The organism is Bacillus sp. BP-3, assembly GCF_028401955.1.
Lineage (GTDB): Bacteria > Bacillota > Bacilli > Bacillales > Bacillaceae_G > Bacillus_A.
Window position 1 is genome coordinate 100,196 of sequence record NZ_JAQOTJ010000007.1, and the last position, 17,827, is coordinate 118,022.

The 17,827-nt window shown below is 36.1% G+C and carries 17 protein-coding genes, 1 other RNA gene and 3 pseudogenes; 16 read left to right on the forward strand and 5 right to left on the reverse strand.

The window, feature by feature from the left end:
* Positions 1-66 precede the first annotated feature (66 nt).
* Both smpB and ssrA read left to right on the forward strand, forming a co-directional pair.
* Positions 67-534, forward strand: a complete 468-nt coding sequence (gene smpB / locus PLX19_RS13205) for an SsrA-binding protein SmpB (protein WP_272189096.1) — start codon at positions 67-69, stop codon at positions 532-534.
* A gap of 127 nt (positions 535-661) precedes the next feature.
* Positions 662-1,023, forward strand: a transfer-messenger RNA (tmRNA) gene (gene ssrA, locus PLX19_RS13210).
* Between the two features lie 351 nt (positions 1,024-1,374).
* Here the strand turns inward: ssrA and PLX19_RS13215 are convergent.
* Positions 1,375-2,049: pseudogene (locus PLX19_RS13215) on the reverse strand (carbohydrate binding domain-containing protein); the annotation flags it as partial.
* Between PLX19_RS13215 and ybeY the strand changes: the two are divergent.
* Positions 2,025-2,507: pseudogene (gene ybeY, locus PLX19_RS13220) on the forward strand (rRNA maturation RNase YbeY). The pseudogenes PLX19_RS13215 and ybeY overlap by 25 nt on opposite strands.
* A 270-nt stretch (positions 2,508-2,777) precedes the next feature.
* Complete coding sequence (locus PLX19_RS13225) at positions 2,778-3,743, forward strand: DUF4822 domain-containing protein (RefSeq protein ID WP_272189097.1); 966 nt, start codon at positions 2,778-2,780, stop codon at positions 3,741-3,743.
* A 732-nt stretch (positions 3,744-4,475) separates the two neighbouring features.
* Here the strand turns inward: PLX19_RS13225 and PLX19_RS13230 are convergent.
* Positions 4,476-5,024: pseudogene (locus PLX19_RS13230) on the reverse strand (ABC transporter permease); the annotation flags it as partial.
* Positions 5,025-5,626: 602 nt separating this feature from the next.
* Between PLX19_RS13230 and PLX19_RS13235 the strand changes: the two are divergent.
* From PLX19_RS13235 to PLX19_RS13255, 5 genes are all read left to right on the forward strand, one after another.
* Positions 5,627-5,947 carry a PadR family transcriptional regulator gene (locus PLX19_RS13235; RefSeq protein WP_272189098.1) on the forward strand — a complete coding sequence of 107 codons (321 nt, stop codon included), beginning with the start codon at positions 5,627-5,629 and terminating at the stop codon, positions 5,945-5,947.
* 75 nt (positions 5,948-6,022) lie between these two features.
* Complete coding sequence (locus PLX19_RS13240) at positions 6,023-6,364, forward strand: DUF1048 domain-containing protein (RefSeq protein ID WP_272189099.1); 342 nt, start codon at positions 6,023-6,025, stop codon at positions 6,362-6,364.
* Positions 6,365-6,535: 171 nt separating this feature from the next.
* A complete protein-coding gene (locus PLX19_RS13245) occupies positions 6,536-7,297 on the forward strand; it encodes an ABC transporter ATP-binding protein (RefSeq protein WP_272189100.1) in 762 nt (253 codons plus the stop codon).
* The gene (locus PLX19_RS13250) at positions 7,298-8,047 is read left to right on the forward strand and encodes an ABC transporter permease (RefSeq protein ID WP_272189101.1); all 750 of its coding nucleotides are present in this window, start codon (positions 7,298-7,300) and stop codon (positions 8,045-8,047) included.
* 928 nt (positions 8,048-8,975) lie between these two features.
* On the forward strand, positions 8,976-10,514 hold the full coding sequence (locus tag PLX19_RS13255) for a thiol-activated cytolysin family protein (RefSeq protein ID WP_272189102.1): 1,539 nt from the start codon (positions 8,976-8,978) through the stop codon (positions 10,512-10,514).
* 598 nt (positions 10,515-11,112) lie between these two features.
* On the opposite strand, the gene PLX19_RS13260 is transcribed toward PLX19_RS13255, so the two are convergent.
* Positions 11,113-11,304 (reverse strand): hypothetical protein, encoded by a 192-nt coding sequence (locus tag PLX19_RS13260; RefSeq protein WP_272189103.1) that lies wholly within the window; start codon positions 11,302-11,304, stop codon positions 11,113-11,115.
* A 402-nt stretch (positions 11,305-11,706) separates the two neighbouring features.
* Between PLX19_RS13260 and PLX19_RS13265 the strand changes: the two genes are divergently transcribed.
* From PLX19_RS13265 to PLX19_RS13280, 4 genes are all read left to right on the forward strand, one after another.
* Positions 11,707-12,579, forward strand: a complete 873-nt coding sequence (locus tag PLX19_RS13265) for a YitT family protein (protein WP_272189104.1) — start codon at positions 11,707-11,709, stop codon at positions 12,577-12,579.
* Positions 12,580-12,821: 242 nt separating this feature from the next.
* Positions 12,822-13,226, forward strand: a complete 405-nt coding sequence (gene psiE, locus PLX19_RS13270) for a phosphate-starvation-inducible protein PsiE (RefSeq protein WP_272189105.1) — start codon at positions 12,822-12,824, stop codon at positions 13,224-13,226.
* Between the two features lie 349 nt (positions 13,227-13,575).
* On the forward strand, positions 13,576-13,734 hold the full coding sequence (locus tag PLX19_RS13275) for a XapX domain-containing protein (RefSeq protein WP_098918943.1): 159 nt from the start codon (positions 13,576-13,578) through the stop codon (positions 13,732-13,734).
* A 115-nt stretch (positions 13,735-13,849) separates the two neighbouring features.
* Positions 13,850-14,185, forward strand: a complete 336-nt coding sequence (locus tag PLX19_RS13280; protein ID WP_272189107.1) for a zinc ribbon domain-containing protein YjdM — start codon at positions 13,850-13,852, stop codon at positions 14,183-14,185.
* Between the two features lie 115 nt (positions 14,186-14,300).
* On the opposite strand, the gene PLX19_RS13285 is transcribed toward PLX19_RS13280, so the two are convergent.
* A complete protein-coding gene (locus PLX19_RS13285; protein ID WP_272189108.1) occupies positions 14,301-14,420 on the reverse strand; it encodes a DUF4027 family protein in 120 nt (39 codons plus the stop codon).
* Between the two features lie 306 nt (positions 14,421-14,726).
* Complete coding sequence (locus PLX19_RS13290) at positions 14,727-15,545, reverse strand: LysR family transcriptional regulator (RefSeq protein WP_272189109.1); 819 nt, start codon at positions 15,543-15,545, stop codon at positions 14,727-14,729.
* A 122-nt stretch (positions 15,546-15,667) separates the two neighbouring features.
* On the opposite strand from PLX19_RS13290, the gene PLX19_RS13295 reads away from it, so the two are divergent.
* The 3 genes from PLX19_RS13295 (at position 15,668) to PLX19_RS13305 (ending at position 17,798) form a co-directional block, all read left to right on the forward strand.
* Entirely contained in the window at positions 15,668-16,408 is a 741-nt protein-coding gene (locus PLX19_RS13295; RefSeq protein WP_272189110.1) for an SDR family NAD(P)-dependent oxidoreductase, read from the forward strand.
* A gap of 228 nt (positions 16,409-16,636) precedes the next feature.
* A complete protein-coding gene (locus tag PLX19_RS13300) occupies positions 16,637-17,227 on the forward strand; it encodes a class I SAM-dependent methyltransferase (protein ID WP_272189111.1) in 591 nt (196 codons plus the stop codon).
* The gene (locus tag PLX19_RS13305) at positions 17,214-17,798 is read left to right on the forward strand and encodes a DedA family protein (protein WP_272189112.1); all 585 of its coding nucleotides are present in this window, start codon (positions 17,214-17,216) and stop codon (positions 17,796-17,798) included. Before PLX19_RS13300 ends, PLX19_RS13305 begins: the two co-directional genes overlap by 14 nt.
* The last annotated feature ends 29 nt before the right edge of the window (positions 17,799-17,827 follow it).

A 17,827-nucleotide genomic window follows, 5' to 3' on the forward strand; every position in this document is an offset into this window, starting at 1 on the left:
AGCCGTATATGGCTTCTTTCTTCATATTTTGTTACAATGATACAAATGAAGGGAGGCAGCAAAGAGATGCCAAAAGGTCAAGGGAAAGTCATCGCACAAAATAAAAAAGCATTCCATGATTATTTTATTGAAGAAACATATGAAGCAGGTCTTGTCCTTCAAGGAACGGAAATTAAGGCGATTCGTGCAGGTCGTGTAAACTTAAAGGATGCCTTTGCGCGTGTGCAAAATGGTGAAGTATGGGTACATAATATGCACATTAGTCCATATGAACAAGGAAATCGTTTTAACCATGAGCCGCTTCGCACAAGAAAGTTACTTCTTCATAAAAAAGAAATTTTAAAGCTAATCGGTTATACGAAAGAGACAGGCTATACGCTTGTACCGCTTAAAATTTACTTGAAAAATGGATTTGCGAAAATGGCACTTGGTTTAGGTAAAGGTAAAAAGCAATATGATAAGCGCCATGATTTAAAAGAAAAAGAAGCAAAACGTGAAATTGCACGTGTATTCCGCGATCGTCAAAAGATGTAATACAGAAATTTACAATTGCAAAATGACGATCGTGTGCTATAATAACAAATGTAAGGCCAGTTGAACATTGAAAAACAGCTCAATAGTAGCTATCACGAATATACTTCGTATGCTCCATTTCTTATATGGGGACGTTACGGATTCGACAGGGGTAGTTCGAGCTTAGGTTGCGAGTCGAGGGGATCGGCCTCGTTAAAACGTCAAAGCCTATAACTGGCAAACAACAAAACAACTTCGCTTTAGCTGCTTAATAACAGCTTTTAGCGGTTCGCCCCTCCATCGCCCATGTGGTAGGGTAGCGGACTCACTCTAAGTGGGCTACGCCGGAGTTCGCCGTCTGAGGGCAAAGGAAGAGCATAACCAGACTAGCAACTTGGAAGCCTGTCGATAGGCCGAAGAGTTTGCGAAATGCTAATATATCGACTACACTCGTAGAAGCTTAAGTGCCGATACTTTTGGACGTGGGTTCGACTCCCACCGTCTCCACCAATACATATTTGGTGGTTTTTTATTTTTATAACAAGAAGCATAAGATGGCCGTTTTGGCCAACTTATGCTTCTTTTAGTTTACGGCCGACTTACGCTTTCAGGATTTGAAGAATATTTTTAATGTCGCCTTTAAATAAAGTCGCGACTTTTAGGGATAGCATCACATTGCCATCAATTTAAGAAATTCATTGTTCCTCAAAATGAAAAACGAACTGAATTCTCATAAATAAATGTAGAAAGAACAAACGTCGTTTTGGATACATTTCAAAGTCTCAAGTCGATAGGCATATGGCGGCTCATTTCTAGAATTTTTTTCATATGTCAATGATAGAAATATATTTTTTATTATGGCTACTTTTCAACTAGTACGATATCATCAAGATAGGCATCAAAGCTGAACCCGAAAGGATTATAAATGTAGAAATCACTTGACTTAATAGAATTTGGAGTAGTAAATTCGAGCGATTTTTGTTCATACTGTGAGGAGGTAAATTCCAAATTAGCTTGGCCGCTTCCATTAACCCCTACTGATACCACTACTTCTGAACCAGGAATATTTGCTTTTCCAGATACGGACAGTATGTATGTAGTATTAGGCTTCAAAGTTATGAATCCACTAATATATCCACCGTATGATGCGTTTAAATGAAGTCCCTTAGAATTATTTACTCCTGCATGCTCTTCAATATTGTAATTTATATTGCCCCATGGTTTAAGAGGTTCTAAACTTGAATTGTGGTCAAAATCAATATTTAAAATATAAGGTTTCTCCTTTTTCTTTAATTGTACATTATCAAACTTAACCCTCCCATTTGCTGTAGAAGCAAGTTTGACAGCAAAGTTTGACACATCTTCCCCTGTTTTAAACTTCATCTCATGATGTTCCGGCTTAAATCCTGTATACTGCTTCTTTGTTAATGGAACTATTTCTTGAGTGGCATTCAGATTACCTACTGTTACTTCTGCTGGAGAACCTATACTTCCCGCTACATCAAATGTTAATGTATATTCTGTATTCGGCTTTACTAATTGATTTTTCAGATGAAACTGCAACAGTAAAAGAGGAATATTTTAATCTCATTAGAAAAGTATTAGAAAGAGTAGCAAAGCAAGAGTTCATAGAAGAAGCTGAGATTTCTGTTACATTTGTTCATAACAAACGTATGCAAGAAATAAATTACATGTATCGTTAAATCAATCAGCCAACTGATGTTCTTTCTTTTGCAATGGAAGAATCTATTCTAGATGAAACAAGAATTATTAAGTGCAAAACACATTGTGTACTAGGTGATATTATCATTTCTATTTCAAAGGCAAAAGAGCAGGCTAAAAGGTATGTTCATTCCTTTGATTGTGAAATTTGTTTTCTAACAGTACATGGTTTTTTACATCTTCTTGGTTATAATCATCAGACAGATGAAGAGGAAAAGATTATGTTCAAACAGCAAAATGAAATTCTTAGAATCTGTGGATTAAAAAGGTAATATTCATATTTCTCTTTTTGATTATTGTTGCCATACTAATTGCATCATTTGTATACATTTATCTAAATAAAGAGAAACTAGATAAAGACACTAGTTTCTTTTTATTTTTTTATAAACATGAAGAAGTTTTAGGAATAAGTTTATCTTTTTTTAAGGATTTATTTAGAGGGAGTTTATATTTGAATATTAATATAATAAAAGTAGTAACTAAGTTCATTGATCGAATCTGAGTCATGACACTACAATCATAAAATGGGGAGACGATAAAAAATGAACAAAAAAGCAAAAGCAATATCATCAATACTGCTCGGATTCACATTAGTATTAACAGGGTGTGCTGATACTAAAGCCGCAGAAAATTATAGTAAACAAAAACAAGAACAAGTTGTTAAAGAGACTAAAAAGGAAAATAAGTTAACCAAAGGGCAGGAAATGGCTAACATTCTTAGTAGTACAAATTGGCAAGGTACAAGAGTGTATGACAAAGATAATAATGACTTAACAAAAGAGAATGCAAACTTCATTGGCCTTGCGAAATATGATGTGAAGTCAGGAAGATATGAATTTTTTGATGCTAAGACAGGTGAAAGTCGTGGCGATAAAGGAACTTTCTTTATCACAAATGATGGGAAGAAGAGAATATTGATTTCAGAATCAATGAATTATCAAGCTGTTGTTGACATGACAAAACTAAATAAAGATGTTTTTACTTATAAAAGAGTGGGAAAAGATGCTAATGGTAACAATGTAGAGGTATTCGTTGAACATGTTCCATATAAAGAAAAAGAGCTTTCTTTTACTGATCCGGACAAGCAGTTGGACACGGTTACAGGAGATATTATTAAAGACATTGATGGAGATAGAATTTTAGGCAGCACCCTTTGGCACGGAACAAAGGTATTAGATAAGGCTGGTAATGATGTAACAAAGTATAATTTGAATTTTATAAGTCTGGCAAAATTTGATGACAAGTCTAATAAATATGAGTTTTTTAATGCTGGAACAGGCGAAAGCCGCGGTGATTATGGCTACTTCGATGTTGTAAACGGAAATAAAATAAGAGCCCATGTTTCAATTGGAGATAGAAAGTATGGGGCAGCTCTTGAACTTACCGAACTTAATAACAATAAATTTACGTATAAAAGAACTGGTAAAGACAAAGATGGTAACGACATAACTGTATTCGTTGAACATGAACCTTATAAAGGTAATCTTAAACCAAAATTGAGTTTTTAAAGAACGTTAAATAAGATTGACATGTCGTCAAGAAGGGAATGGTTTTCTGTAGCTTTGAAAAATTCGAACCCTTTAAAACAAAATTTGATTAAAAATCCTGTACTGAGATGCAGGATTTTTCTGATTCAGCAAACGGGCGCGATTATTGAAAAAGAAGATAGAGATTGATACATATAATCATGACTAATATATACCAAACTCTATCTTATATGACTTTTTACGAATTAGGTCTTGATAAATTTCAAAACTACATCAAGTTTATCAGCTTTTCTGTCCGTGCTAAGTACAGAAACAAAATAGAATACGGTGATTTTAACGAATGCTCTTACCACCCACATGACCATGATGACCGATTCCACATTTTCAAAAAAGTCGGCAACGCTAATATATCGGGACGGGTAGACGAAACTAGCTGTAGCTCCCTCGGATAAGAAAAGCGTAACGCGATTCGTAACAACCATCACATGCCCATCAAGCTGATATTTTGAAGTATCCCTAAAACGAAAATTTTATCTCTCCACAGCTATTTATGACAATGCAGCTCATTTTTTTCATTTTGGGGAACAACCGATTTCTTAACTTGATGGTGATGAGATACCGCCAGCATTTCGGAAAAACCACGCTAACAGTATTGTTCTAAAAAAACTGTTACTCAAGAGCATGCTTGTAAATTTGTATAAAAAAGTAGTGTAAGCCAATAACCAGCCTACACTGTTAAAATCATATAGAACCTCAGCCCACAAAGCGAAGTAACTGACGTAAGTAATTTCTTCGAATCAACAAAAAGTAAGTAATCTGCACAAAAATAAACCCTGTAAAAACAAAAATGGAATTTTGAGCAACTGACAAATCTACGTGTTTATGCTGCGCTATATATTGTAGTGCCATAAATGCTACACCACTATGAACTACTGCTACTACAATTGGTACAAAAAATAACATACTAATTTGTTGTGTTACAACCTTCTTCAATTCTTTTTCCGTTAACCCCACTTTAGAAAGCATTTGATACTGTCTTCTATCTCGATCTAGATCTGTGAATAAACGGAAGTACAAAAAGCTAATGGCAAAAACAAAAAATACAATCCCTATTAATACACTAATAATAGATAATAACCCATTTACTTGTTTTCCTTCCAACCATTTTAACATTAGTGATTCAAATATATACGGAGGGTTTGCTTGTGTATTATCATAAGGCATTATACTCATAAGTTTATTAGCAACAACTTCTGTTTTTGTCCAATCTTTAATTAAAAAACCATATTGAGTATACTGATTACGTGTATTTTCCATCTCGATGGAATAAAGTAACATATCTTAAAACGTTTTAATCATTTTCCGTACCTTACTTATATCATTTTCTCCATTATAACGAGGATTGCTTATAAACATACACAAAAACCCCGAATCATGGACTTTTTTTTAGTGTCCACGATTCGGGGTACAGTTCAAATGAACAATAAATTTCTAGATCTATTCGGTGAGTTCATTGAAACAGAAGACGGCTTTTTACTTAAAAAAGTTAATGAGTAAAGTAGTGAATAAGCTAATCGAAAAATAATGGAGGGATAGAATTACTATATTCACATGTACAACTGCTGGATGGGAATGATCAGCGGTGTAATCATTGTGAAAGAAGCATAGGAGAAAATAAAAGCTCCATAAAGAAAATCGGCTGTATCCAATGGGGATATCTGTTTTTAAAAATAGTTAGAAAATCCAGTTGACACCCCCTACTACTCGGTGATACAATGTACGTGTAATAAGTAACACTGAATAGCGTGTTTTCTCAAAAGCTATTCAGTAAAAATTCCCCCTTAGTACTCTGTAATACTGAATATAAGTCAGACAGAATAGAGGAGGTAGAGGAGGATCTGAACATGGAAAATTTAACTGAAATGCTGAAGGGCTCGCTGGAAGGTTGTGTGCTGGAAATTATCAGCCGTCATGAAACCTATGGCTATGAGATTACCCGCCACTTGAATGAGCTTGGGTTTACCGAAGTCGTGGAAGGGACGGTCTATACCATCCTTGTGCGATTAGAGAAGAAAAAACTTGTGAATATTGAAAAGAAACCGTCAGATATGGGGCCGCCCCGCAAGTTTTATTCACTAAATGAGGCTGGCCGCCAGGAGCTTAAATTGTTTTGGAAAAAATGGGATTTTGTATCATCAAAAATTAACGTCTTGAAGTCAAACTAGCTTCATAAGATAAGATATTCCATCCGATATTTTTGGAGTATCTTGTTCAACTTTATAAAAAGGAGGAAAAATAACATGATGGAAATGTTCAAAAAAATAATTGGTGATAAAAAAGAATATAAGATGATGATGGCACGGGTTGAAGCCCTGCCAGAGGACTACCAGTTTGTATTTAAGAAAATTCAAAACTACATGTGGAATTTTTCAGCGGGCAACGGGATGGATATGCTACACATACAGTATGAATTAATCGATTTGTTCGAGGCCGGTGCGGCGGAAGGTAGACAAGTGCTGGAAATCACTGGGGAAGACGTGGCATCCTTTGCTGACGAACTAGTGGCAAACGCTAAAACATATGTCGCAAAGTATCGCGAAGATTTGAATCAGAGTATCATGAAGCGATTGAGAAAAAAATAAATTTAATAAGCGGTACCGACTGATTAGCTGGTTACAAATGTGAATTGCTGCCATCGCTATTCAGTTATATTTTTAACTCGGTACTAAGTAATACAGATTATCGGTCAGACTAAGTAGAAGAGTATAGGAAATCTAGCTCCGCAAAGCGCTTTTTATAAGGAGGAAAAAAGTATGAACAATGTAGCGATTTCTGTAAAAGGGTTAAAAAAATTCTTTAAAGACAAGGAAGTCTTAAAGGGGGTGGATTTTGAGGTGCGGCGTGGCGAAATTTTCGCACTGCTGGGCTCAAATGGAGCGGGCAAGACGACGACGGTCAACATCCTCTCGACGCTGATGAAGCCTGATGGCGGAGAAGTAGGTATTTGCGGCTTTGACGTCCAGCGTCAACCGGATCATGTTCGCCAGAGCATCAGCCTGACAGGGCAGTTCGCAGCTTTAGACGGCATGCTCACCGGGCGGGAAAACCTGATGATGATCGCCAAGTTGCGTGAAGTCTCCAATCCGGCTCAAGTTGCCGACAATCTGCTTACAAGATTTAGCCTGACCGATGCGGCCAACCGCCGGGCAGATCAGTATTCCGGCGGGATGAAGCGCCGGCTTGACATCGCCATGAGCCTGATCGGGACGCCAGCAGTCATTTTTCTCGACGAACCGACGACAGGGCTTGACCCCGAAGCGCGGATTGAAGTCTGGGATACCGTCAAGGAGCTTGCCAGCGGCGGCACAACCATCTTGCTGACAACCCAGTACCTGGAAGAAGCTGAACAACTGGCAGATCGTATTGCCATCCTGCATGGCGGAAAAATCATCACGACCGGTACCCTTACCGAACTCAAAGAGATGTTCCCACCAGCGAAAGTGGAGTACATCGAGAAGCAACCGACATTAGAGGAAATTTTCCTCGCAATCATCGGCAAAAAGGAGGAGATGTAAATGAAAAGCAAAACAGGGGTATTACTAGGTCGTTTAATGCGCAACATCATGCGCAGCCCGGATACGATTATCACAGTGGCGATTACGCCGATTATGATGATGCTGCTGTTTGTCTACGTATTTGGCGGCGCCATAAAGACAGGAACGGACAGCTACATCAATTATTTATTGCCGGGAATCTTGCTGATAGCTATCGCATCCGGCGTCGCTTACACTTCCGTGCGGCTGTTTACGGATGTAAAGAGCGGGCTGATGGCGCGTTTCATTACCATGCCCATCAAACGCTCGTCGGTATTGTGGGCTCACGTATTGACCTCGCTTGTTTCCAATGCGCTTACTCTCGTGGTGGTTATCCTCGTCGCGCTCTTGATGGGCTTTCGTTCCAGCGCTGATATCCTAGATTGGCTCGCGGTAGCTGGGATACTCGGGCTGTTTACGCTGGCGCTGACATGGCTGGCTGTCATTCCTGGATTGACAGCGAGATCTATGGAAGGTGCGACAGCCTACTCATACCCGCTGATTTTCCTGCCGTTTATCAGTTCAGCCTTTGTCCCCACCGAAACCATGCCTAAAATTGTCCGTGCGTTCGCTGAGAACCAGCCCGTGACTTCAATCGTGAATGCGATTCGTGCCCTCTTGTATGAAGGGTCTGTTGGCAACGATATCTGGGTCGCACTTGTTTGGTGCATCGGCATCATGGTCATCGCTTATTTCTTCGCCAGTAAAGCATTTAAACGCCAGTTAGGGTAAGTACACCATTGGTTCGGTGTCTCGTGGCAACTAAATCTTCCGAAATAAAATATATGTTAGGAAAAGCACGGGGAAATTTTCCGTGATTTTCCTATATGCCTCTTGTATCAAATTTTATTAAGTTAATTTAATCAATCTTTATTCCACCCACAAGAGAACTAGTGTGTTCTCTTGTTGAGGGGAACATGAGACAATTTTTTCAAGGGAATCACAAAAAATTTTGCTTAATAACAGGTATACATCCCATTTCTTTAAGAGTTATTCTAAGGGAGTTACAAAGGCTACCGTTACAAGCTCTTCTATCATTAAGTTATTATACAAGGACACCATTGTTAGAATTAATGGGTTTATCATGTAAAGGTCCTAGTGAATAAGCTATTAATTTTGAATATCCTATGTAGCTAATAGGTATTTTTATTTGCTGTTTTGTAGAATTCACGGCCGATTTATAGGTAAAGTGATATGCATGATTTGAACCATAAGTTTGCCATATCGGCAAGGTTATGGTTCTTTTTGTTTGCGGTGAAATTATAATTCTAAAATGTGGATGTACTTCTATGTAGGATTCAAAAACTAGTTTAAATATGGAGTGTTTCTAATTTTAAAAGATAAAAAACAAAGTGGAGGCGCTAATAGATTAGGATTTTCCATACAAAGGGAACTTGCTACATTCTCATATGCAACATTGCATACAAGAATGTATTGATAAAAATGTAAGCGCTTACTATAATAGGGATATAAAGATAAATCACATCTTAGCAACAACGAAAGAGGAGGCAATACTATGACAATCGCAATGACAATTTTAAAATTTCTAGGTGGAGTACTTCCACTCGTTCAAGAACTTTTAAAAGCATTTATGTGAGTTTACTATTTAGCAATTATAGATAAATAATTATTATACCTAAATACGCAAAAAAGGAAGAAGTTGATTTTTTTGAAAATTAGAAAAAACACTAAAGGAATAAAGTTACTAGCATGTTTATCAATTGGTTTATGCACTTTTAATTATTCATCTATTTCTTTCGCTGAAACACCTAAAAGTACTTCAGCTGATCAGGCAAAAAATGCTAGTGGCATTGATACTGGTATAGCAAATCTAAAGTATAACAATCAAGAGGTTTTAGCAGTAAATGGTGATAAAGTAGAGAGTTTTGTTCCGAAAGAAGGTACAAATTCAAATGGTAAATTCGTAGTAGTTGAACGTGAGAAAAAATCACTTACAACTTCACCAGTCGATATTTCAATTATTGATTCTGTGGCTAATCGTACTTATCCAGGGGCAGTACAACTTGCAAATAAAGCTTTTGCAGATAATCAGCCTAGTTTATTAGTGGCTAAGAGAAAACCTTTGAATATTAGTATCGACTTACCTGGCATGAGAAAAGAAAATACAGTTACTGTCCAAAATCCTACATATGGTAATGTGTCTGGAGCAGTAGATGAGTTAGTATCTACTTGGAATGAAAAGTATTCAAAAACAAATACGTTACCTGCAAGAATGCAGTATACAGAATCTATGGTGTATAGTAAATCTCAAATCGCAAGTGCTCTTAATGTTAACGCTAAATATCTTGACAATGCACTGAATATTGACTTTAATGCTGTTGCAAATGGAGAGAAAAAAGTGATGGTTGCGGCATATAAGCAAATCTTTTATACAGTAAGTGCAGAACTACCAAACAATCCATCTGACCTTTTTGATAATAGTGTTACGTTTGATGAGTTAACTCGTAAAGGGGTAAGTAATGAGGCTCCGCCTGTTATGGTGTCAAATGTAGCTTATGGTAGAACAGTTTATGTGAAGTTAGAAACATCATCTAAAAGCAAAGATGTACAAGCTGCTTTTAAAGCCTTAATTAAGGGTCAAGGCGTTGAAGCGAGTGGACAGTACAAAGATATTTTTGAAGACAGTACCTTTACTGCTGTAGTATTAGGCGGAGATGCAAAAGAGCATAACAAGGTTGTTACAAAAGATTTTAATGAAATCCGAAATATTATTAAAGATAATGCAGAATTAAGTTCTAAAAATCCGGCATACCCAATTTCATACACAAGCACTTTCTTAAAAGATAACGCAACTGCTGCTGTTCATAACAATACAGATTATATCGAGACTACAACTACAGAATACTCTAGTGCGAAAATGACGCTTGATCATACTGGTGGATATGTTGCTCAATTTGATGTATCTTGGGATGAATTCTCATATGATCAAAATGGAAAAGAAGTATTAACTCATAAAACTTGGGATGGAAATGGCAAAGACAGAACTGCTCATTTCAATACAGTGATACCACTTCCAGCGAATTCGAAAAATGTAAAAGTCGTAGCAAAAGAATGTACAGGTCTTGCATGGGAATGGTGGAGAACAGTTATTAATGAACAAAATGTTCCATTAACAAATGAAATAAAAGTTTCAATTGGAGGAACAACATTATACCCAAGTGCTAATATTAGTCATTAGGTAAAAGTGAAGAAGATGATCCCAAAGGCACATAAGTGCCTTTGGGATCATTGTTTTTTTTCGTTATCGACCGTTCTTTGCGTTATATTGGCGATTCGACATGATATAAAGATTCCTCGATGATATTCAACATGAAAGTAGTTGATTCGCTGAGCTGAATCATACTGAAAAGCGGACTTTTTAGTCAAATCATAAGAAAAAAGACGCTGTAATGATAAGGTTTTGTAGTCCTTAGCGTACAATTTTCCCGGTTATTTTAACTAGAATAAAACTTTCTCAACATTACTTCTGTTACTTGTATGATAAAATAGAAAAAACAGTTCCCCTTAAGCTGTTTTTTCAAAAGCAATGTACGTGGGAGCAAACTCTCTGATAGGAGGGTTTGTATTTTTTTTTTTTTTTTTTCTAGTTCATGCATAATTATTTCTTTTGGATTTACTATATATTTTGGCGCAGTGCTATATGTTTAGTTATTAATATGCCCAATGGATTTTGGGTGACTTTATTAATTTATTGTAATTTATATATATATATATAAGCATAAGATTGTCGTTTTGGCAATCTTATGCTTCCTATATGAAACAATTAGTATCTGTTTTTACACCCTATTTTTTTTAAGAAAGTAAAGCCCTGTAAGAGAAGAGAAAAGTGTAATTACAACTCCAACAGCAAGGATTCCCCAGGACACAGTACTGTAAGGAATTAAATTAGCAAAACCTGCTAAGAGTGCCCCCAAAACTCCTAACCAAGCTAGGCGTACCACATTATTCCAACCTATATTTTTTTTCATAGGTCATTCACCTTCCTTTCCCTAATTATACCATCACGGAGAAGTTAAATGTTGGGCGATTTAGAATATATATACTTGTGAAAATACATTTCGTATTGTGATTTCAATTTTTGGAAATAACATTCTATACCAAATATGTATCAACTAACGATAAGCTCATACTTCCATTTGCATTAGAAATAATGGAAATATGTTTAAAAACTAAACCTTTATGGATATTTGAGGTAAATATGATATCATTTTCATATTTTAGGAGCGATTGTTAAGATTTCTGTTTAAAGAGGGAAGGCGTATCAAGAAGTATTTTGGTGATAATATGTTAGAATAATTATTAAGAATAGTCTAGTTGACTGAAAAATGGGTAGTCATGAGAAGAGAAAAGGTTCGAAACGGAGGAATTACATGAGCATAATCAAAAAACACAAGCCAAATAAGCTAAAAATCGGTTTACGAGTATTAATGATTATTATTGGGGCATTTATAACAGCGTATGGACTAGAATCAGTATTAATCCCAAACAATGTGTCAGATGGTGGTGTGACAGGGTTAAGTATCGTTAGTTCAAAACTACTTGGGCTACCATTAGGCCTTCTCATTGCAGTCATTAACATCCCTTTTGTTTGGTTAGGGTATAAGCAAATTGGTAAAAATTTTGCTATTTATTCGATTATCGGTATTGCTTCATTAGCAATTGGTACGGTTCTTATGCACGGAATACCAACTATTATTCACGGTGATACATTGTTAGTTACCGTTGTTGGGGGGATTATTATCGGTTTTGGTATGGGATTAGCATTGCGTAATGGCGGTGCATTAGATGGAATTGATATGTTAGCTGTATTACTTTCTCGAAAATTACCTTTTGGGACAAGTGACCTCATCTTATTTTTAAACATGTTTGTCTTTATTTTTGTCTCCGCAGTATTTGGTCTTGAAGGGGCCATTCTTTCAGCAATTGCTTACTTTATTGCTTCTAAAGTCATTCACATCGTTGAAGTAGGTTTAAGTGGTTCTAAAACATTTAAAATTATCACAAAGGAACCTGAATTAATGGTAGAGACAATTCGAGATCGTTTAGGTCGAAGTGCAACATATAATGAAGTTTACGGCGGTTATTCACATGAACAATTTAAAGAAATTACATGTGTCATTAACCGTTTAGAAGAAAGTAAAATGAAAGAAATCATTCATGAGATTGATGGGAATGCCTTTGTTACGGTATATGACGTAGCAGAAGTAAAGGGCGGTAATTTCAAAAAACATGATATTCATTAATAGTGTCACAAAAAATCACCTTTTGAGTTTTATGAAAAGGTGATTTTTCTATAAAGGCTATGATGAAAAGTACTTAATATGAACTGACGGCAAGATTATTTGTTTGCTTTATGGTTCTTAAAATAGCATCGTTAAAAAACAGTTTTCCAATTGTGATTACTAAATTGTTATCATTTGTACAGTGAGGCGCTTTTGTTATAATGTATTAGTATGATTTATCAATAGAGGGGGTGCTAGAAGAAATGAGATCATTTAATGTTGATGAATTCATTTCCAGTGTTTTACAATGGGTATTGAATATAGCCCTTATCATATTATCCCTTGTTCTATCTATCTTTTTAATTAATGAAACAATTACATTTATAGAATACATATTTTCAGCAAAAAAATACACATCCTATAAATTAGTTGAAAGTATTATTGTTTACTTTTTATACTTTGAATTTATTGCATTAATTATTAAATATTTTAAATCAAATTATCATTTCCCGTTACGATATTTTATTTATATAGGAATTACAGCTTTAATTCGGTTAATTATTGTTTCTCATGACGAACCATTTGAAACACTATTATACGCAGGAGCTATTCTCATTTTAGTAATAGCCCTATATATATCTAATATGAGGGATCTGAAGAAACATTAAAACATAAAAAATAGTGCAGAATAAGATATTGGAATGCACTATTTTTTATCCCGCATTAACGGACAGTAAGATCCTTACCTAAAGATGTAGAGAAAGAAAAGGATAGATACAAGCAGTTGCATACTGCCTGTTCTATCTTTTTTTTTTTATGGTAAAAAAATATCCCATTTTAGGGAATGCTAATACAAGCTGCGCTATAATTATCGGGATTTATCCCGCTATTTGTGGGCGTCCTGCGATTCTGAGCGAGCTGCTTTGGCATTTCAAAAGAAGATAGGCGGGGGGTAACTGTCCATAAAAGCCCTCACTTTATAAATTAACAAAATAAAGCATCTAGGAGGAAGACAATATGCATGAAATTTTTATGTCAACGTTAGCAGGGTTAATTGTAGGAGTAATCTTTACGTTATTAAAACTCCCAATTCCTGCACCTCCCGTTTTCTCAGCAATTATGGGCATCGTTGGGGTATGGGCGGGAATGAAGATCGTTCAATTCTTTTGGAGTTAACAAAAAGGAAGCGGGTTTTGGCTTCCTTTTTTTGTTATGCTCGGGTAGGGTTGTCAATAAAAGAAGACTATGGCAGTATATAAAAGTATATATAACGAGTGGAGGAACTAAACTGATGTCAAATTTACCAAATTGCCCAAAGTGTAATTCAGAATACACTTACGAAGATGGAGTTCTGTTTGTTTGCCCAGAATGTGCACATGAGTGGACGTTAGAAGCGGGAAATAGTGAAGATGAAAAAGTAATTAAAGATGCGAACGGAAATGTATTACAAGACGGTGATTCTGTAACAGTAATTAAAGACTTAAAAGTAAAAGGAACTTCATTAGTTGTAAAAATCGGTACGAAAGTAAAAAATATTCGTTTAGTTGATGGCGATCATGATATTGATTGCAAAATCGATGGTTTCGGACCGATGAAGCTAAAATCTGAATTTGTGAAAAAGGCATAAAGTATTTATAGAAATTAAAAAGGATTACCTTGTATATTTATAAGAGGTAATCCTTTTTAATCTGCTTTCTTTTCCCTAAACATCGAAGTTTAACTCCTTTAAGCAATTTTTATCATTACATAAAAAATTGATGAACGACCTTGATTAAACCAGCAAGACAAGATAATAATACAAAGCCGCCTAAGCAAGAACCAGTAACAATTTGGGTAAATACTAAATCTTGATTTTCGTTCATGGGAATCCGCTCCTTTGTCATATTTTCTAACTTTAGCTTATATGGAATGAAGAAGCGAAAACATCGAATTTCCTAACAAGTTTCTTACATTATTGTAAGAATTCTTGTGTTTAAGAAATTCAACGTTTTTGATTGGAATTGTACTAGAATGCATGGGAGCTATTGTTATTCTTTTTTTGTTTCACTTGTTAGTTAGGTATATATACAGCAGTAATCATAAATGACCACATTTTAGGATAACTAGGGTATACAATCGCTTTTCGCCTTGTGTATTTTATTGTTTCCAAATTTAGAAAAGAGTAAACGTTATAATTCCTTCAAAAACAAATTGAACTTCTCCAAACCTTGCGACCTTTGTTTTCCGCGTTTCATAATAAAATCAATCTGCATTTTGTCACGTAGTTCTTTATGATGAATGGCTTTCGTTTCTTTTATCACATCCGCTGGTAGAATTGTTATCCCAAGCCCGGCATGAACCGCTTGGAGCATGGATTCAAGTGAATCAAATTCCATTATAGCTGGGTGAATCCAATTCTGTTTCTCGGCGAAATCGAGTAGTTTATTTCTATATACACAACTTGGATCGCTATTTATAAGTAGCGATGGCTGTGGTTGTTCACTTGAAGAAATCAGTACGATGTCTTCAAAATAATGATAAACACTTTCGAACTGCGAATCGTTGTATGGACCGCTTATGAAAATCCCATCAATCTCCCCGTAGGCAAGCATTTCTTGTAATTGGGGTTTATTAGCCGTTTTTATTTTTACATTCATGTTGTGATTGGACTGTAAAAAAGAAGCGAGTAGTCTGGGAACTTTCACAGCGGAAATAGTTTGTGGCGCTCCGATAATTAAAGATTCTCGCCACTTTTTAGGGTTTAATTTTGATTTTGCTTCGTCCATTAACATCATAATTTGGTCTGTATAATTCAATAAAATTTGTCCTTCTTCAGTCAACGTTACCCCTCTATTATTACGCTCCAGTAATTTGACGCCTAGTTCTTCTTCTAAGCTTTTTATGCGCTGACTAATATTTGGCTGCACATATCCGAGTTTTTCGGCGGCTCTAGAGATAGATTGTAATTCGGCAACATGTTTAAAAATCCATAAGTCATGACTTTCCAAAATAGATCCCTCCACTGATATCATTTGAAATGATACCAACCTTATTATTCAGTATTATACCTTTCGCAAGAGTAAGGATACAATGAGTGATAACAAATAAGATAAGAAGAGGAGAAGGGACAATGGAGATAAAAGATAAAGTAGTCATGATAACAGGCGGCGGTACTGGTATCGGAAGGGCGACGGCTTTGAAGCTAGCAGATGCAGGGGCGAAAGTTGTCATCAATTACAGCCGTTCGGAAAAAGAAGCAGTAGAAACAAGGGACGAAATTGTAAAGCGCGGAGGTACAGCGCTCGTTTTAAAAGCTGATGTTGCAATAGAAGCAGAAGTGGAAGATATGGTCCTGCAAACTGTGAAGTCTTTTGGAACAGTAGATGCTTTAGTAAACAATGCGAGTATAACAGCGCAAATACCGATGGATGATTTGCAGTCTGTAACAGATGAAGTGTGGGATACTCTTTTTAACGTAAATGTGAAAGGGATGTTTCATTGTATAAAGGCCGTTGTTCCTTATATGAAGAGGCAAGGATTAGGTGCGATCGTGAATATAGGAAGCGTAGCTGGGACAACAGGGCTAGGCTCGTCTGTTCCGTATGCAGTAACAAAAGGGGCCATTCATACAATGACAAAATCGTTAGCTATTTCACTTGCACCTCAAATTAGAGTAAATAGTATCGCTCCTGGTGCAGTTCATACAAGATGGTGGGCGGATCATGAAGAGAAGATGCATCAACTTGCTGGGAACATACCACTGAAGAGAATTTCAACACCTGATGAAATTGCTGAGGCAATCCTGTTTCAATTGACGCAAGAATCAATTACGGGGCAGATATTTACAATTGATAATGGACAGACGCTATGAAGTTGTAGGAATTGATTTTGGTGTGAATTTAGTTGCCAATTTGTATGATTCAAATGACTGCCCTTTTTTCATTTGGGAGGAGTGAATCGGTAGCGTAAAGCAGTAGATAAAGGGAATTCTTATAGGGGAGGTTTCTTAAGAAAAACTTAAGAAACCTCCCCATTATTTGTTAAGAAATGCAATTTATACTGAGACCTATACAATACCGATGAAACGAGGTGATGTTTCATGCAACTTATTACATTTTTAGCTGAGTTTATCAAGCATCCTAAACACATTGGAGCGATTGCACCGAGTTCGAAACTATTAGCGAAAAAAATGGTGGATGCAATTAATTTTGAAGATGCAAGATACATTGTGGAATTAGGGCCAGGCACAGGGGTTTTTACAAGAGAAATTATGAGGCGAAAACAGAAACACACCACGGTTATTCTGATTGAAGTTAATGAAGTTTTTGTGAGGGATTTGCAGAAACAGTTTGGGAATGATCCAAATGTTTTCGTTATCCACGGATCGGCAGAAAATATACAAACATACATGAGAAAGCTACAGATAGACAAAGTCGATTATGTATTATCCGGTTTACCATTTACCTCGTTACCGCTGGAAGTATCATCACGTATTTTAAGCAATGTGATGGATGTGTTACAAGAACATGGTGAGTTTATTACATTTCAATATTCGCTCACCCGGAAATCGTTTATACAAACTTTTTTCCCGAAAGTATCTGTTACAAAGGTTTGGTTTAATTTCCCGCCAGCTTATGTGCTAGATTGTAGAAAAGAAGTAGGGAGTGCTGTCATGTATGGAGTTACATGAGCTGTTATCCTATATTCAGCATTACGGTTACGGTGCTTTGTTTTTTTGTTTATGGTTAGGAATTGTTGGTATGCCACTCCCTGATGAAATGGTCGTGATGAGCGGCGGATTGGTTTCATCCATGCATATATTAATGCCAATTCCAGCCTTTCTGTTAACGTATTTCGGCGTTGTATCAGGACTTTCTTTAGGGTATATCCTTGGAAAGACAGTAGGTTCGAAAGTTCTGGATGCATTGATGAAAAAGAAGAAGGCGAAGTATCTTTGGAAGTCACAAGTATTGCTTGATCGATATGGACATTATGCATTAGTAATCAGCTATTTTATACCAGTAGTAAGACATATCATTCCTTATTTAGTTGGAATCAACAATATGTCATTTAAAACGTATGCTTTGTATTCATATATGACAGGGTTTGTTTGGACGTTATGCTATTTTATGCTCGGGTATATGTTTGGAGGCAATATTAATTACATTGTAGAACTCACAACGAAGTATGGTTTCATTTTTGGGAGTGTCCTTATGTTAATGTTCGGTGTGTACTACATAGGCAGAGAGAATAAAGGATAATGTAACAAAATCTCAAATTTATTTGTTAA

Bases quoted from the DNA above. Each gene is read 5' to 3' on its own strand.
- smpB (WP_272189096.1), top strand. From the start codon at position 67: ATGCCAAAAGGTCAAGGGAAAGTCATCGCACAAAATAAAAAAGCATTC.
- PLX19_RS13225 (WP_272189097.1), top strand. From the start codon at position 2,778: ATGAACAAAAAAGCAAAAGCAATATCATCAATACTGCTCGGATTCACA.
- PLX19_RS13235 (WP_272189098.1), top strand. From the start codon at position 5,627: ATGGAAAATTTAACTGAAATGCTGAAGGGCTCGCTGGAAGGTTGTGTG.
- PLX19_RS13240 (WP_272189099.1), top strand. From the start codon at position 6,023: ATGATGGAAATGTTCAAAAAAATAATTGGTGATAAAAAAGAATATAAG.
- PLX19_RS13245 (WP_272189100.1), top strand. From the start codon at position 6,536: ATGAACAATGTAGCGATTTCTGTAAAAGGGTTAAAAAAATTCTTTAAA.
- PLX19_RS13250 (WP_272189101.1), top strand. From the start codon at position 7,298: ATGAAAAGCAAAACAGGGGTATTACTAGGTCGTTTAATGCGCAACATC.
- PLX19_RS13260 (WP_272189103.1), bottom strand. From the start codon at position 11,304: ATGAAAAAAAATATAGGTTGGAATAATGTGGTACGCCTAGCTTGGTTA.
- PLX19_RS13265 (WP_272189104.1), top strand. From the start codon at position 11,707: ATGAGCATAATCAAAAAACACAAGCCAAATAAGCTAAAAATCGGTTTA.
- psiE (WP_272189105.1), top strand. From the start codon at position 12,822: ATGAGATCATTTAATGTTGATGAATTCATTTCCAGTGTTTTACAATGG.
- PLX19_RS13275 (WP_098918943.1), top strand. From the start codon at position 13,576: ATGCATGAAATTTTTATGTCAACGTTAGCAGGGTTAATTGTAGGAGTA.
- PLX19_RS13280 (WP_272189107.1), top strand. From the start codon at position 13,850: ATGTCAAATTTACCAAATTGCCCAAAGTGTAATTCAGAATACACTTAC.
- PLX19_RS13285 (WP_272189108.1), bottom strand. From the start codon at position 14,420: ATGAACGAAAATCAAGATTTAGTATTTACCCAAATTGTTACTGGTTCT.
- PLX19_RS13295 (WP_272189110.1), top strand. From the start codon at position 15,668: ATGGAGATAAAAGATAAAGTAGTCATGATAACAGGCGGCGGTACTGGT.
- PLX19_RS13300 (WP_272189111.1), top strand. From the start codon at position 16,637: ATGCAACTTATTACATTTTTAGCTGAGTTTATCAAGCATCCTAAACAC.
- PLX19_RS13305 (WP_272189112.1), top strand. From the start codon at position 17,214: ATGGAGTTACATGAGCTGTTATCCTATATTCAGCATTACGGTTACGGT.